Annotated in this window: 12 protein-coding genes; 7 read left to right on the forward strand and 5 right to left on the reverse strand. The window is 72.2% G+C overall.

Annotated features, from left to right (window positions below; translation table 11 throughout):
• Nucleotides 1–148: 148 nt before the first annotated feature.
• Both OG599_RS21550 and OG599_RS21555 read right to left on the reverse strand, forming a co-directional pair.
• Nucleotides 149–1,015 carry a L,D-transpeptidase family protein gene (locus OG599_RS21550; protein ID WP_327180127.1) on the reverse strand — a complete coding sequence of 289 codons (867 nt, stop codon included), beginning with the start codon at nucleotides 1,013–1,015 and terminating at the stop codon, nucleotides 149–151.
• Nucleotides 1,016–1,305: 290 nt separating this feature from the next.
• The gene (locus OG599_RS21555) at nucleotides 1,306–2,799 is read right to left on the reverse strand and encodes an FAD-dependent monooxygenase (RefSeq protein ID WP_327177615.1); all 1,494 of its coding nucleotides are present in this window, start codon (nucleotides 2,797–2,799) and stop codon (nucleotides 1,306–1,308) included.
• A 60-nt stretch (nucleotides 2,800–2,859) separates the two neighbouring features.
• Here OG599_RS21555 and OG599_RS21560 point away from each other — a divergent pair, with 60 nt between their 5' ends.
• On the forward strand, nucleotides 2,860–3,504 hold the full coding sequence (locus OG599_RS21560; protein WP_327177616.1) for a TetR/AcrR family transcriptional regulator C-terminal domain-containing protein: 645 nt from the start codon (nucleotides 2,860–2,862) through the stop codon (nucleotides 3,502–3,504).
• A gap of 92 nt (nucleotides 3,505–3,596) precedes the next feature.
• Here OG599_RS21560 and OG599_RS21565 read toward each other — a convergent pair whose 3' ends face one another.
• From OG599_RS21565 to OG599_RS21575, 3 genes are all read right to left on the reverse strand, one after another.
• A complete protein-coding gene (locus OG599_RS21565; RefSeq protein WP_442809494.1) occupies nucleotides 3,597–4,784 on the reverse strand; it encodes an acyltransferase family protein in 1,188 nt (395 codons plus the stop codon).
• 175 nt (nucleotides 4,785–4,959) lie between these two features.
• Nucleotides 4,960–6,309 carry an alpha-2,8-polysialyltransferase family protein gene (locus tag OG599_RS21570; RefSeq protein ID WP_327177617.1) on the reverse strand — a complete coding sequence of 450 codons (1,350 nt, stop codon included), beginning with the start codon at nucleotides 6,307–6,309 and terminating at the stop codon, nucleotides 4,960–4,962.
• Nucleotides 6,306–7,289: a glycosyltransferase family 2 protein gene (locus OG599_RS21575; RefSeq protein ID WP_327177618.1), complete on the reverse strand. Its 984-nt coding sequence runs from the start codon at nucleotides 7,287–7,289 to the stop codon at nucleotides 6,306–6,308. Before OG599_RS21575 ends, OG599_RS21570 begins: the two co-directional genes overlap by 4 nt.
• A 206-nt stretch (nucleotides 7,290–7,495) precedes the next feature.
• On the opposite strand from OG599_RS21575, the gene OG599_RS21580 reads away from it, so the two are divergent.
• From OG599_RS21580 to OG599_RS21605, 6 genes are all read left to right on the forward strand, one after another.
• Entirely contained in the window at nucleotides 7,496–8,878 is a 1,383-nt protein-coding gene (locus tag OG599_RS21580) for a DUF6716 putative glycosyltransferase (RefSeq protein ID WP_327177619.1), read from the forward strand.
• Nucleotides 8,879–8,898: 20 nt separating this feature from the next.
• Nucleotides 8,899–10,215: an acylneuraminate cytidylyltransferase gene (locus OG599_RS21585; RefSeq protein ID WP_327177620.1), complete on the forward strand. Its 1,317-nt coding sequence runs from the start codon at nucleotides 8,899–8,901 to the stop codon at nucleotides 10,213–10,215.
• Nucleotides 10,216–10,229: 14 nt separating this feature from the next.
• Complete coding sequence (locus OG599_RS21590) at nucleotides 10,230–11,162, forward strand: N-acetylneuraminate synthase family protein (RefSeq protein WP_327177621.1); 933 nt, start codon at nucleotides 10,230–10,232, stop codon at nucleotides 11,160–11,162.
• A gap of 11 nt (nucleotides 11,163–11,173) precedes the next feature.
• Nucleotides 11,174–12,223, forward strand: a complete 1,050-nt coding sequence (locus OG599_RS21595) for a hypothetical protein (protein ID WP_327177622.1) — start codon at nucleotides 11,174–11,176, stop codon at nucleotides 12,221–12,223.
• 347 nt (nucleotides 12,224–12,570) lie between these two features.
• A complete protein-coding gene (locus OG599_RS21600) occupies nucleotides 12,571–13,821 on the forward strand; it encodes an amidohydrolase (protein ID WP_442809699.1) in 1,251 nt (416 codons plus the stop codon).
• Between the two features lie 349 nt (nucleotides 13,822–14,170).
• On the forward strand, nucleotides 14,171–15,238 hold the full coding sequence (locus OG599_RS21605) for a BMP family lipoprotein (protein WP_327177624.1): 1,068 nt from the start codon (nucleotides 14,171–14,173) through the stop codon (nucleotides 15,236–15,238).
• Nucleotides 15,239–15,442: the final 204 nt, after the last annotated feature.

Raw genomic sequence — 15,442 nt, forward strand, 5'->3', positions numbered from 1 at the left:
ATCGGCGGCGCATCGAGCCGGGGTTCCCCCCGTACCTTCGGCTCCGCGCATCGGCGCGGGCGGGACACGTTCCCCCGGTCCCGTCCGCGCCCCTTTTCCTTTTCTTCCTCGGTCCCGTGGTCCGACGGCAGCGACATGCGACGGTGCGTCAGTGATAGATGACGACCTTGTCGCCGTCCTTCACCTGGGCGTAGAGCGCGGAGATCTTCTTCTCGTCGCGGACGTTGACGCAGCCGTGGGACGCGCCGCTGTAGCCGCGCGCCGCGAAGTCGGCCGAGTAGTGCACCGCCTGGCCGCCGCTGAAGAACATCGCGTACGGCATCGGGGAGCCGTACAGCGTGGAGACGTGGTGCCGCGACTTCCAGTAGACGGAGAAGACGCCCTCGCGGGTCGGCGTGTACTCCGAGCCGAACCGCACGTCCATCACCGACACCACCCGGCCGTCGATCATCCACGCCAGGGTCCGGCTCTCCTTGCTGACGCAGAGCACCCTCCCCTTGAGGCAGCGCGGGTCCGGAGCCGCCACGGGAAGCTCGGTCGGCGGGTCGAGCTCGGACGCGGTGGGCGTACGCGTGGTGGCCAGCAATCGTTGCCAGGTGACGGAGTCCGTCCGGCCCGTCACCGCGAGACCGCCCTTGCGCTGGAAGCTCTCCACCGCCTGGCCGGTGAGGGTCCCGTAGTAGCCGGTGGGGTTGCGGGAGAAGTGCCCGGCCTGCCGCAGCCGGGCCTGGAGTTCACGCACCCGCGCACCCTCGGCGCCGATGGCCATCAGGGCCGGGGCGGACGGTGAGGGCGCCGGGGCGGTCGGGCTGGCGGCCGGGGCGGAGGGGGCGGACGGTTTGTCGTCGGAGGTCCGGGACGCCGACGGACTCCGCGTCGGGGTCCGTGGCGGCGGGGCCGGCTGCGCGGTGGCGGTCCCGGTGGTCGCCCGGGGTACGGGTACGGGCGAGGCGCCCGCACCGCCGTTCACCTCCACCGGCTTGCACCCCGTCGCCAGGACCGCCCCGGCGAGCAGGACGGCGGCGGTCGCGGCGACCCTCCGCGCGGGCCGGCCGGGTCCGTGGTCACGGACCGGGGGCGGCGCCGCAGCCGGTGGTGGCGTCGATGTCGAGGGTGGTGTCGATGTCGAGGGTGGACGTGTCGCTCGTGTGCGTGTCACTTCGGCCTCCCCATGGCCCGCAACGCCCCGCGTACCGGTGTTACGGGGGACGCGTTCCCGCCCCGCACGGTTGCCGAACCTCGTACGACGTGCGCGGGGGGTCGACCCGAAGCTCTCGCTCAGCGGCATCTGAGTCACTCCGGGCGTCAACGGGCGGCCGGCTCCGGCAGGGCGAGGCCCAGCCGCGCGGCATAGGCGCTCAGCCCCTCGGTGGTGGTGCCCGCCCAGCCGACGTACCCGTCCGGGCGGACCAGGAACAGCCCGGTGCCGTACGCCGGGGAGAGCGGCGCCCGGTGCACCAGGACCGCGCCGTCCGGCACAGGCAGCGGCAGCGGGGCGTCCGTGCCGACCGCCAGCAGGGTGAAGTGCGGGCCCCGGAACACGTCGAAGAGCCGCCGCCCGTCGCCCGCGTCCCCGTCCAGCGCCCGGTCGCCCGCCACCAGCGCGCCCGCCGCGCCCTCGGAGAGCGGGCCGTCGCGGTAGCCGAGTCCCAACTGCTGTGCCTCCTTGCCGCGTTGCTGCTCACCCCGGTGGATGCTGGTGGAGAGGCCCAGCATCTCGGCGGCGACCGGGCGGCGCTCCTGCTCGTACGTCTCCAGGAGGGCCTCGGGTGCGCCGTGCAGCAGTACCTGGCCGAGCTTCCAGCCCAGGTTGTACGCGTCCTGGACGCTGGTGTTCAGCCCCTGGCCGCCCGCCGGGGAGTGCACGTGGGCGGCGTCCCCGGCGAGGAGGACGCGCCCCTGGCGGAAGCGTTCGGCGAGCGCGGCACGAGGCCGGAAGTCCGAGGACCAGCGGACCTCGGTGACCGCGTCCGCGTCCAGGTGGGTGCGGGCGGCGACGAGGGCCCGTACACCCTCGGCGGAGGTGTCGGGCGCTCCCTGCGGGAACTGCGCGACCAGCTGGAAGTCCTCCGTGCCGGGCAGCGGGCACAGGGTGAGCAGGCCCGCCCCGTCGGCGAAGATGTGCCAGTTGAGCCGGTCGAGTGCCGCCGGTGCGATCCGCACGTCGGCCACCAGCACGGGGGACGGGTCGACGGTCTCGCCCACCATCGCGACGGAGAGCGCGCCCCGGACCGTGGAGCGCCCGCCGTCCGCGGCGACCAGGTAGCGGGCGCGGACCTCTCCGGTGGTGAGCCGTGCGGTGACCCCGTCGGCGTCCTGGGAGAACCCCGTCAGGGCGGACGGGAGGACGACGTCGCCGCCCAGTTCGCGCAGCCGGGCCAGCAGGATCTCCTGCGTCCGCCACTGCGGCATCATCCAGGGCTCCCCGTACGGTTCCGCGTCGGTGGGCTCGGCGCGGCGGAACATGTCGTACGCGCCCTGGCGCCCGCCGTCCTTCCAGGTCATCCCCACGGGTGCGGCCCCGCCGTGGGTCCGTACCGCCCCGCCCACTCCGAGGTCGTCCAGGACCTCCCGGGTGCGGGGCTGGATGCCCTTCCCGCGGGAGCCTGCGAAGAGAGTTCCGGAGCGTTCGACCAGGAGGTGGCGCACCCCGCGCCGGGCCAGGTCGCAGGCGAGCGCGAGGCCACAGGGGCCGGCCCCCACGATCAGTACGTCCACGGTCCCGTCCACGGTCCCGTCTGCGGTCGCGTTTACGGCCCCGTCCTGCGGGACGCCGTCCTTAACGTCGTTAAGTTCCATGCGGCGAGTGTGTCCTTAACGGCGTTAAGGAGTCAAGGGGTGAGGGGTAGAGTGCGCGGGATGGGCACGACGAAGATCGACCGGGCGAAGGTCGCGGAGACCGCGCTGCGGCTGCTGAACGAGACGGGACTCGACGGACTGACCCTGCGCGCCATCGCCAAGGAGCTGGACGTCCAGGCCCCCGCCCTCTACTGGCACTTCAAGAACAAGCAGGAACTCCTCGACGAGATGGCCACGGCGATGTACCGCCGGATGCTGGTCGAGGAGACGGCGGACCTCGCCGGCCGGAACTGGCGGGAGCGGATCATCGCCTCGCAGACCGCCCTGCGGACCGCCCTGCTGCGTTACCGCGACGGCGCGAAGGTCTTCAGCGGGGCACGCTTCACCGGCATCGAGCACGCACCGGGCATGGAGGCGCACCTGCGCGTGATGGTCGACGCCGGATTCGACCTGCGGCAGGCCGTACGCGCCGCCGCCACCGTCAACGCCTACACGATGGGGTTCGTCACCGAGGAGCAGGGCGTCCAGCCCATGCCCGACGAACGCCGCGACGGCTACGACGTGTCCGAGCGGGCCGCGCGGATGGCGGACTTCCCGCTGGTCGCCGCAGCGGGCTCCGAACTCTTCACCGCATACGACGAGTTGTTCGCGGACGGGCTCCAGATCCTCGTCGCGGGGATCGGCGCGCGGTACGGCGTGGAGTGACTGCGGCACAACGCGACGGCGGGCCGCTCGCGCGCCGGAACGGTGTCCGGGTGCGTGAACGGCCCGCCGGGCGGGACGACTTCGGAAAGCCCCTACAGCTTCGTCAGCAGCACCTTGCGCAGCTTCGGGGTGAACGGCCGCTCGATCAGGCGGTGGATCACCCACGCCAGGACGAGCATGCAGACCGTGGTCAGCGCCATCGTGGCCCAGGACGGAACGTCGAGCTTGCGGTGGAGCACGGTCACCACCACCCAGCCCAGGTGCTCGTGGACCAGGTAGAACGGGTACGTCAACGCGCCCGCCACGGTCAGCCACTTCCAGTTCATCCAGTTCAGCAGGCCCACCGCGATGGCCGCCACGGCGGCGAAGCCGAGGGTGACGATCAGGATGATGACCAGCGCCGACCGGTTGGAGAAGGCGTCGGCGCTGTACGGGCGCCAGAGGTCGGCCACCGCGTAGTGCTGGCCGAGCAGCAGGCTCACGCCCGCGATGCCCCAGCCCAGGGCGTCCCGGCGGTCGCGGTGGACGAGGTAGAGGCCCACGCCGCCGATGAAGAACGGGGCGTACTCCGGCATCAGCACCACGTCGAGGAGCTTGCTGTCGGCCGCGTCCGTCATCACCGCGGCGATCGTCCACACCGCGCTGAAGAGCACAACCCGGCGCCGGGTGGCCCCGGGCAGGACGACGCAGAGCGCGAACAGCGCGTAGAAGCGGATCTCCGCCCAGAGGGTCCAGCACACGCCGAGCACCCGGTCCGCGCCGAGCGGCAGCTGCATCAGCGTCATGTTGAGCAGGCCGTCGCTGGGGGAGACGGCCTCGTACGTCACCATCGGCAGCGCCATGACGGCCGTCACCAGGATCACGGCGACCCAGTAGGCCGGCATCAGGCGGGAGACGCGGGACGCGAAGAACGAGGCGAGCGGCCGTCCCCAGCCGCTCATGCAGATCACGAACCCGCTGATCACGAAGAAGATCTGCACACCGAGGCAGCCGTAGGCGAACCAGTTGTGCGCGGTGGGGAACTGCCAGTGCGGCGAACTGCCCCAGGCCTTGGTGATGTCACCGCCGCGCCCGCCGTAGTGGTAGCCCGCGACCATCAGCGCGGCCACCAGGCGCAGCCCGTCCAGGGCGCGCAGCCGGACCTTCGGTGCGGGCCGGGAGCCGGCGGGCCCCGCGGACTCCGCCGCCGGCGACAGCGGACCGGTCTCGGCGGGGAGCGACGGGAAGGGTATCGAGGGGGCGCGGGAGGTGTGATCCGCGTCCGCGGGGGTCAGGGTCAAGGCCACTCCAATTCAGCGTGTGCGCCGCGTCAGCGTAGGTGCGGAAATCCCGGACAGGGGCCCGGCCGTGCGGTGTTCACGCGGGCTTCGGGGTGAGTTCACCGACCGGGTGCCGCCGTTTCCCGTCAGGACGCCGGTCCGTTACCGGGGCGGCGTCCTGACCGGCCGGGACGGTTCAGCGGCGCGCGCCCCGTCGCAGCGCGCGCGCCCGCTTCGCCATGCGCCGCACCGTCGTGTTGCGGGGCAGGAAGGCCAGTTGGGACGGCACGCCGCCCGGCAGGGCGAGTGCGGTCAGACGGCGGCGCTTGAAGTACCGCGAGGTCTCCCGCTTCAGGTGGGCAGAGAGATAGGCCTCAGCCTGGGGACGCAACTCGGCGTAGATCTCCGGCTGCATGGCGAAGCCCACCGCGCGGGTCAGCCCGAAGACCTCGGATCCGCTCTGCTCCCCGTCCCCGGCGGGAGGGCCGGCCGTCGGGGACGCGGTGTCCTCGACGTCGGGCAGCAGCGCGTCCGCCAGGGTGACCGGGATGCGGTTGCTGTTCTGGTACGGCGCGAGGCGTTCCAGCAGCAGTTCGGTGCCGGTGCGGGCGGTGGTCAGGCCGTAGAAGGTCTTCGCGGTGAACAGGGCGGTCGAGAAGCAGCCCACCACCAGGGCCGGACGGACCCGTTCGAAGAGCACCTCGGCGAGGACGGGGACGTCCAGGACGGTCAGTTCCGCCCCGAGCCGCTCGGCCTCCTCCTCCAGCGCCCGGCCGTAGCGTGCGGGCGCGGTCGGATGTGGCTTGAAGACCACCGCGCGGTGGCCCCGCCCGACGGCGCCCCGCAACATCCGCACGTGCAGGTCCTCCTCCTCCTCGGGCGTGAGGATGGAGAGCGCCGACAGGTACTGGCCGAGCAGCAGGGCGCAGTCGGAGGGAAGCGCGGGCAGCTCCGCGTCGGCGGCGCCGACCGTGCCGAGGACCTTCAGGAAGTCCGCCGCCGGGACGATCTCCGGCTCGACGCCGAACTCCGTCAGCAGCAGCGGCTCCAGACCGGGCACCAGGTCCAGGTGGAGCAGCCGGCGGACCCGGGTGCCGACCAGCGGATCGATCTTGAAGCGGGTGGGTCCGTAGCTCATCAGGCCGTCCGCGTACACGTCGACGGGAGCGACGGAGAAGATCTGGCAGACGGCGAGGGCCGGGTTGACCTGGATGGACTCCACGGCGAGCTCGACGTCGTCGTCACCGAGCTTCCACAGCAGCCGCAGATGGCGTTCCCACAGCGGGATGTCGTCCGGGCGCGGCGACCAGCCGCCGGGGTGGAAGGGTTCGATCGCCTCGTTCCAGGAGAGCACCTCGTCGAAGCGGTCGCGCAGGCGTTCGAAGCCCGGCATCCGGTCGAGAGGGGTGCTGACCTCGGGGTTGGCCGCGTTGTTGGAGACCAGCAGGATGCGCCGGTCCACCGGGGTGAACCGGTCGGCGTCCAGGGCGGCGGCGAGGGTGGCGACTCCGTACAGCGTGGAGGCGCAGAAGATCTGGGTGGTCATGCGGGTGCGGCCTCCGAGAGGGGGGCGGGCCGGCGGCGGAGCCGGCGCAGCCGGGACGAGCGCTCCAGGTCCATCGAGTCGAGTGCTTCGTCGAGGACGTCCTGGGGCAGCCGGCGCAGGGCCGCCGCGCTCATGGACCGCAGCTTGCGCGCGACCGCCGGCTCGAACTTTTCGATGGTGTTCAGGTGGTGCGCGATGATCGCGCAGTACGTGCGGACGGCCTTCGGGAGGAACAGCGCGGCATCCCGGTCCGCCTGCGTCTCCGCCACGACCTGGTCGAACGCGGGGATGAAGTCGAGCTGGCGGACATCGCCGATCTGGGTGAGCGACGAGGTGACCCCGCGCCGGTAGAAGATGCCGAGCAGCCGGCCGGCCACCGCGAAGGACTCGGCCTCCCGGTGCAGCCGCCAGATCCACGGCCGGTCCTCGGCGGTGTGCAGGTTCTCGGGAAAGTGCAGGAGGCCCCGCTCGACGAGCCGGCGGTGATAGACGCCCGCCCACGAGTACGGATAGTCGACCGGCGTCGAACGGTTGCCCGGCAGAATCACGTCGCGCGGCGAGAGGACGGTGTCCCGCCTGCCGTACGGAACCCGGTGGACGACACGTTCGGTGCCCGTGCACCGGACGTGATCGGTGCGCACGAAATCGCATCCCAGTTCCTCGATGGACGACACGAGCCGCGCGAAATAGCCGGGCGCCACCCAGTCGTCGCCGTCGAGGAAAGTGAGGTATTCGCCGCGCGCGGCGTCGATCCCGGTATTGCGCGCGGCGGACACCCCGCTCTCCTCGCGCCGGATGAGGACGGCGCCCGGCAGGTCTTCCGCGGCGCGTTCCAGGATTTCGCGCGTCCCGTCGCTCGAACAGTCGTCGACGAGGATGAATTCGAAGTCGTCACGCGCGTTCGCGCGCAGACTCTTCAGGGCTTCGGGGGCATATCGCTGCACATTGAAGAAGGGCAGGATGACGGAGAGCTTGACCACGGCAGCACGCTAGATGCGGACCCGTCCCATTCCCCGTCCAGTGGGAGTACGGGGCATGAACTCCGTGTGTCGGTACCGCGAACGGCCCAGCATCAAAGGTGAGTTCGAGGGCATTCGAATCGCGACCCCAATCGTCAGCGGGCTGTTAACCCTTTGTTGCCATCGTGTTGGGCCGCTCAACGAAATGGCTTCCTACCTTCTAGGACGTGCCCCCACGTACCAATGACCAGGCCGAACCCGCCGAAGCCGCCACGCACCCCGCGGCGCTCCGGGTGGCCGTCCTCGCCGACTCCGACACCCGGTGGAAATGGGGCGCGCTCACCGCGCGCCGTCTGACCGCCGCGGGCGGCACCTCCGTCACGGAGCGTCCGGTCGAGATCAGCGGGCTCCTGCTGCGCGGCCGGGCCACCCCCACCGCGCGCCAGCTCGCCGAGGTCGGCGACGTGGGCGTCGACGCCGGACGGGTCCGCGAGGTCACCGCCGTCGAGTTCCTGCACACCGTGCGGGAAGAGGCGTACGACGTCGTCGTGCTCGCCCTCGTCGGCGGCGGCGTCCAGGCGATGCTGCACGGTCTCGCCGCCCTCGGCCTGCCCCGCAGGCCCGTGGTCGTCACCGGCTACGTCGGGGTCGTGTACGAGAAGCTCGCCGACGGGCTCCTGCTCCGCCACGGCGCCGACGTCGTCCTCGCCAACTCGGCCCACGACGCGGAACGCTTCCGCGCCGTGTACGAAGGGGTCGGCGCCGACGCGAGCGCCGTCACCGAGGCGGCCCTGCCGTTCCTCGGCGGCGCCCCGCACACCCCCGAACCCGGCCGCGACACCGTCGTGTTCGCCGCACAGCCGTCCGTACCGGCGTCCCGCGCCGACCGTACGTACCTGCTGCGCAGGCTCGTCGAGCACGCCCGCAAGCACCCCGGCCGCGAGGTGCTGCTCAAGCTCCGCTCCAAGCCGGGCGAGCACACCACGCACATCGAGGAGCTGCCCTACCAGCGGCTCGCCGAGCGGCTGGTAGGCGGCCTGCCCCCCAACTTCCGCCTGGTGTACGGGCACATGGGCGAGGTCCTCGACCGTACCGACCTGCTCGTCACCGTCTCCTCCACCGCCGCGCTGGAATCGCTGCACCGGTCCATCCCGACCGCGATCCTCAGTGACCTCGGCGTCCGCGAGACGCTCGGCAACCACCACTTCGTCGGCTCCGGGCTCATCACCTCCTGGGACCGGCTCGACGACGGCCTGCACCCCGTCCCCGACCCCGAGTGGCTCGCGGGCCAGGGCGTCGCCGCCGACGGCACGTACGCCACCGCCTACGACGGCGCCCGCGACCGGGTCGGCGCCCTGCTCGCCGCCGGTGAACTGCCGCCGCTCACCCCCTACTACACCCCCGCCACCGCGCCGGGATACCTCCCCGGCATCCTCGCCCGCCACCACCTCGGCCCCGACGGCCGGCCGCTGCCCGGTGCGGCGGCCCCCGTCGCCACCGGCCGCATCAGGGGCGCGGTGCGCGAGACCGTCCGCAACGCGGCGCGCGGCGCCTACCGGCAGGGCGTCCAGCGCGTCGCCCCCGTGATCCGGCGGATGGGCGAACTGTGACCACCACTTCAGGAGCATCCATGACGACACCCACCGTCCTCGCGGTGATCCCCGCCCGGGGCGGATCCAAGGGCGTCCCCGCCAAGAACCTCGCCCGGGTGGGCGGCGTCCCCCTGGTGTCCCGCGCGGTCCGCGCCTGCCTCGGGTCCACCGAGGTCACGGACGTCGTCGTCTCCACCGACGACCCCGCGATCGCCGAAGCCGCCCGGATCGCCGGCGAGACGGCGGGCGCGCCCGGCCGGGTGCACGTCGTGCGGCGCCCCGCGGACATCTCCGGGGACACCGCGACGAGCGAGGACGCCGTCCTGCACGCGCTCGACGCCTTCGAGGCGCTCGGCGGCCGGGCCGCCGACGTGGTGCTGCTCGTCCAGTGCACCAGCCCGTTCGTCTCCCGCGAGGACGTCGACCAGGTGGCCCGCGCGGTCGCCCGCGAAGGCGCCGACACCGCCGTCACCGTCGCCCCGTTCCACGGCTTCGTGTGGCGCGACGGGGAAGCGGTCGAGGAGAGCAGCTACGGCGTCAACCACGACAAGTCCGTCCGCCCCCGCCGCCAGGACCGCCCGCAGGACCTCCTGGAGACCGGCGCCGCTTACGCCATGGACGTGGCCGGATTCCGCACGCACCGCCACCGCTTCTTCGGCCACACCGCGCTGGTCCGTACGGACCCGGCGCGCGTGCTGGAGATCGACGACCCGCACGACCTGGCCCGAGCCCGCGCGCTCGCCCCGCTCCTCGACCCGTCGCCGCTGCCGACCCTCGCGGACGTGGACGCCGTCGTGCTCGACTTCGACGGCACCCAGACCGACGACCGGGTCATGGTCGACCAGAACGGCCACGAGACGGTCTCCGTCCACCGCGGCGACGGCCTCGGCATCGCGGCCCTGCGCCGCGCCGGGCTGGACGTCCTCATCCTGTCGACCGAGCAGAACCCGGTCGTCGCCGCCCGCGCCCGCAAGCTCCAGGTCCCCGTGCTGCACGGCATCGACCGCAAGGACCTCGCACTCAAGCAGTGGTGCGACGAGCGGGGCGTCAGCCCCGACCGGGTCCTCTACGCCGGCAACGACGTCAACGACCTGGCCTGCTTCGCCCTGGCGGGCTGGCCGGTCGCGGTCGCGAGTGCCCACGACTCCGTACGGACCGCGGCCCGTGCCGTGACCGAGACCCCCGGCGGCCAGGGTGCGATCCGCGAGATCGCGGGCTGGCTCCTGGGCCCCGAACTGACCCGGACCCGGGCCGACGTCGGCTCTGTCGTCGCCCCCGCGACCACCGTCCCCGCGACCACCACCCCCACGGGCACCACCTCCACCGTCAACACCCCCACGATCACCACCAAGTAAGGAACACCCTCACCATGAGCGACTCCCGTCTGCGCACCTTCGGCTCCCGCACCGCCGGCCCCGGCCGGCCCGTGTACATCACCGGAGAGATCGGCATCAACCACAACGGCGAGCTGGACAACGCCCTCGCCCTGATCGACGTGGCCGCCGACGCGGGCTGCGACGCCGTCAAGTTCCAGAAGCGCACCCCGGAGATCTGCACCCCGCGCGACCAGTGGGACATCGAGCGCGACACCCCCTGGGGCCGGATGACGTACATCGACTACCGCCACCGCGTCGAGTTCGGCGAGGCCGAGTACCACGCCATCTCCGAGCACTGCGCCAAGCGCGGCATCGACTGGTTCGCCTCCCCGTGGGACACCGAGGCCGTCGCCTTCCTGGAGAAGTTCGACGTCCCCGCCCACAAGGTCGCCTCGGCCTCCCTCACCGACGACGAGCTGCTCCGCGCCCTGCGCGCCACCGGCCGCACCGTCATCCTCTCCACCGGCATGTCGACCCCGAAGCAGATCCGCCACGCGGTCGAGGTCCTCGGCAGCGACAACATCCTCATGTGCCACGCCACGTCGACGTACCCGTCGGTCGCCGAGGAGCTCAACCTCCGCGTCATCAACACGCTCCAGGCCGAGTACCCCAACGTCCCGATCGGCTACAGCGGCCACGAGACCGGCCTCCAGACCACGCTGGCCGCCGTCGCGCTGGGCGCCACCTTCGTCGAGCGCCACATCACCCTGGACCGCGCCATGTGGGGTTCCGACCAGGCCGCCTCCGTCGAGCCGCAGGGCCTGGCCCGCCTCGTCCGCGACATCCGCACCATCGAGGCGTCCCTCGGTGACGGCGTCAAGAAGGTCTACGCGTCGGAGCTCGGCCCGATGAAGAAGCTCCGCCGCGTCGCGGGCGTCGTCGCCGAGGCCGAGAGCGCGACGGCCGCCGAGCCGGCCGCGGTCTGAGACGACCTCCGGTGAATCTCGCCTTCGTCGAGAGCCCGGTCCAGCTCCTGAACGTCCTGGAGTGGACCCACGCCATGGGGGAGGAGGCGCCGGCCGTCACCACGGTCGTCGTCCTCCCCCCGGTCGACCCGATGTCGCGCGGCCAACTGCGCAGGATGGCCGACCTGGCCCGCGACGAGGGCATCACCGTGCGCTGGCAGGAAGCGCGCGGCGAACAGGGCACCCCGGTCAAGACGCTGCGCGCCCTGGCCGCACTGGTGCGCAGGGCCGACCACGTCGTGATCGGCGACCCGTTCTCCCGTTACGTCCAGCTCCTGCTGAGCATCGTGCGGACGGGACACCTCACGGTGGTCGACGACGGCACCGCCACGATGGAGTTCGTGGCGCAGCTCGCCCGCGGCGAGCGGCTGGTGCGCTGGCACCGCAAGGGGAACAGGGGACCGCGCGAGCTGCTGCTCGCGCCGGTCACCGCCTCCGCCCGCCGCCGGTTCGTCCCCTCGGACCGGCACCGCGTCGAGGTGTTCACCGCGATGCCGGTGGAGGCGCCCGAGGGGGTCGAGATCACCGCCAACACCTTCTCCTGGACCCGCGCCCGCTTCGGCCCGCCGCGTCTGACCAAGGGCGCCGACATCGTCGGCACCTCCCTGGTGGAGACCGGCGTGGTCGAGGCGGTGCCGTACCAGGAGGCGGTGGCGGCCCTCGCCCGTACGCACGGCGCCACCCGCTACTTCGCCCACCGCCGCGAGGCGACCGGCAAGCTCCACGCCCTGGAAGCCGCCACCGGCCTGGAGATCGTCCGCCCGGACCTGCCGCTGGAGCTCATCGCCCGGCGCGGCCCCATCGGCCGTACCGTGCTGAGCTTCCCCTCCACCGTGGTGCACACGCTGCCCCTCGCGCTGGCGGGGACCGGGGTCAAGGTCGCGGTCTGCGACATCGATCCTCGGTGGCTGCGGGACACGGCGTCCCCGCGCGCGCAGGGCTTCCTCTCGGGCGTCACCGAGACCGCCCGGGACGTGCACCGGCTGGCCTTCGCCCCGCTGGCCCCGCCGGCGGGCACCTGACCACGGCCCGGCCGATGCCCCCCGGCACGGGAGACCCGGCCCCCGGCCCGACCGGCCCTGCGGCCCCGGCCCCGGCCCCCACGGCGTACGCGGCTCACCGCCCGTACGCCGTTCGTCGTAGCGGCCGCCCTGCGTCGTGCGGGCGCACGGGCTCGGGTCCGTACGGGGCCGCAGGGACCCGAACTGCCCACCCGTACGGCGCAAACGGGAAAAATGGCGGAGTCTACCCACCGCGCGTGCGGCCCACACGTTTCCGCACCGTTTCATATTCATCCGAGGTGCTGAAGTTTTGTTGATCCATGTCCGGTCGGAGGGTTGGTAGGCATACCCTTCGATGGGTGAACCAGTTGAAGTCCCGCGCGTCCCTCGTCCACGCCGACGGTGAACCGGCCGGTGGCTCACCGGTACGGGCAGCCTCTCTGCCCGGCACGCTCTCCGAAGAGCTCCGGGCCGAGCTGATCGCCTTCCGCCGCGATCTCCACATGCATCCCGAGCTCGGCAACCAGGAGTTCCGCACCACCGCCGCCATCAAGGCGCGGCTGGAGCAGGCCGGGCTCGCCCCCCGTGTGCTCGCCACCGGCACGGGACTGATGTGCGACGTCGGGCGGTGGGACGGCGAGACGCCGATGCTGGCCCTGCGCGCGGACATCGACGCACTGCCCATCCCGGACGTCAAGACGGGCGTCCCCTACCGCTCCACCGTCCCCGACCGGGCGCACGCCTGCGGCCACGACGTGCACACCACCACCGTCCTCGGTGCCGGTCTGGTCCTCGCCGAGCTCGACCGCCGGGGCGAACTCCCGCACGCGGTCCGGCTGATCTTCCAGCCCGCCGAGGAGGTGCTGCCCGGCGGCGCCCCCGACGCCATCGAGTCCGGGGTGCTGGAGGGCGTCGGCCGGATCGTCGGCGTGCACTGCGACCCCAAGGTGGACGTCGGCAAGATCGGGCTGCGGATCGGGGCCATCACCTCCGCCTGCGACCGGCTGGAAGTCACCCTGGACGGCGCGGGCGGCCACACCGCCCGCCCGCACCTCACCACCGACCTGGTCACCGCCGCCGCCCGCGTCGCCGTGGACGTGCCCGCGCTGCTCGCCCGCCGGGTCGACGCCCGCTCCGGTCTCGCCGTCACCTGGGGCCGGCTGCACACCGGGCACACCTGCAACGTGATCCCGCAGCACGCGGAGCTCTCCGGGACGGTCCGCTGCCTCGACCTGAAGGCCTGGCGCGACGCCCCCGACCTGGTGCACGCGGCCGTCGACGAGATCGCGACGACGCACGGCGCCAAGACCGTCATCAACTACGTCCGGGGCGTGCCGCCCGTCGTCAACGACGCGGCCTCCATCGGGCTGCTGGACGCCGCGATGACCGAGCGCCGCGGACCGTACGCGATCGAGGACACCGAGCAGAGCCTCGGCGGCGAGGACTTCTCCTGGTACCTGGAGCACGTGCCGGGTGCCATGGCCCGCCTCGGCGTCCGGGCGCACGGCGACACCCGGGGCCTGGACCTGCACCGGGGCGACTTCGACGTGGACGAGGAGGCGATCACCGTCGGGGTCGAGCTCTTCACCGCCGCCGCCCTGCTCAACGGCGCGAGGTAGGGACCCGGGGGTGGCGGCCCCGGGTCACCCCGCAGGGGGCGTGGGGGCCGCGCCACATCACGTCCCCTTTCCGGGCGTTCCCGGCATGTTTCCCCCGGATGTCTCCCCGATGTCCACCGATGTCCCCATCGAGGGCCCCGGAGCCCGCCGAGGCCGACAGGGGCCCCTCGGGAGGGACATCCGTCCGAAATATGTCGGAGTGTCAGGTGGCGCGATGTGACCAGAACTCTTCACGACGATCCGATAACGACCGGTGAACGTGTCTTTAACTGACATCTACGCGCGTTACGATCGCGGCGAACCCAGCGCCGGAGTGGCGCTTTCGGTCAGGTTTTTAAGGAGCCTCCCAGTGCGCCGGATCACCAGGATCGCCACCGTGGGCATTGCGTCCGCGGCTTTCGCGCTGTCCGTCACGGCTTGTGGCGGTAAGACGTCTTCCGAGGGCAGCAGCAGCAACAGCAGCAGCGGCTCGTCCTCCAGCGGCAAGACCGCCCTCGCCTACGACATCGGTGGCCGCGGCGACCAGTCGTTCAACGACGCCGCCTACGCGGGCCTGGAGAAGGCCACGAAGGAGCTCGGCTTCAAGGGCGTCGAGGCGGAGCCCTCCGAGGGCGAGAGCGACGCGGACAAGATCCAGCGCCTGACCGAGCTCGCGCGCGGCGGCAACAACCCGGTCATCGGTGTCGGCTTCGTCTACGCCAGCGCCATCGCCGAGGTCGCCGCGAAGTTCCCGAACACCACGTTCGGGATCATCGACGACAGCTCGAAGCCCACCAAGAACACCGCGAACCTGGTCTTCAGCGAGGAGCAGGGCTCCTACCTCGCCGGCGTCGCCGCCGCCAAGGTCACCAAGACGAACACGGTCGGCTTCATCGGTGGTGTCGAGACCCCGCTGATCAAGAAGTTCGAGGCCGGTTACGTCCAGGGCGTCAAGGACACCAAGGCGGGCGTCAACGTCAAGGTCCAGTACCTGACCCAGCCGCCGGACTTCACGGGCTTCTCCAAGCCGGACCTCGGCAAGGCCGCCGCGCAGGGCCAGCTCGACGCCGGCGCCGACGTGATCTACTCCGCCGCCGGCCTCGCCGGTTCCGGCGCGATCGAGGTCACCTCCAAGGCCAAGAAGTGGTCCATCGGCGTCGACTCCGACCAGTACAACCAGGCCGGCCTCGCCGACTACAAGGACTACATCCTGACGTCGGTCACCAAGGACGTCGCCGACTCGGTCTTCAACCTGATCAAGTCGGTCAAGGACGGCAAGCCGGAGACCGGTGAGATCCGCGCCGGCCTGGACACGGACGGCGTGGGCCTCGCGGCCTCCAACCCGGCCTTCACCAAGATGACGGACGTCACCGCGGCGATCGAGAAGGCCAAGGCCGACATCATCGCCGGCAAGATCACGGTCAAGACCACCCCGTAACGACCACACCCGCGAGGGGCGGCGGACCCCGCCGCCCCTCGCGGGTGCGCTCGTCGGCACTCGGGCGTGCCCTTCGCGGGTGCGCTCGTCAGCGCCCGGTGTGCCCGTCACGGGTGCGCCCGTAAGTGCTCGGGCGCGGAACCCTATGATTCCGGGACCGGGGAGAACGGCGCACGCCGTCCCCCTCGGCCCCGGATCGCGTTC

It is taken from the genome of Streptomyces sp. NBC_01335 (assembly GCF_035953295.1).
In the GTDB taxonomy this organism is placed as follows: domain Bacteria; phylum Actinomycetota; class Actinomycetes; order Streptomycetales; family Streptomycetaceae; genus Streptomyces.

Coding starts and splice junctions, on each gene's coding strand:
- OG599_RS21555 (WP_327177615.1), bottom strand. CDS start 2,799: ATGGAACTTAACGACGTTAAGGACGGCGTCCCGCAGGACGGGGCCGTA.
- OG599_RS21560 (WP_327177616.1), top strand. CDS start 2,860: ATGGGCACGACGAAGATCGACCGGGCGAAGGTCGCGGAGACCGCGCTG.
- OG599_RS21570 (WP_327177617.1), bottom strand. CDS start 6,309: ATGACCACCCAGATCTTCTGCGCCTCCACGCTGTACGGAGTCGCCACC.
- OG599_RS21585 (WP_327177620.1), top strand. CDS start 8,899: ATGACGACACCCACCGTCCTCGCGGTGATCCCCGCCCGGGGCGGATCC.
- OG599_RS21590 (WP_327177621.1), top strand. CDS start 10,230: ATGAGCGACTCCCGTCTGCGCACCTTCGGCTCCCGCACCGCCGGCCCC.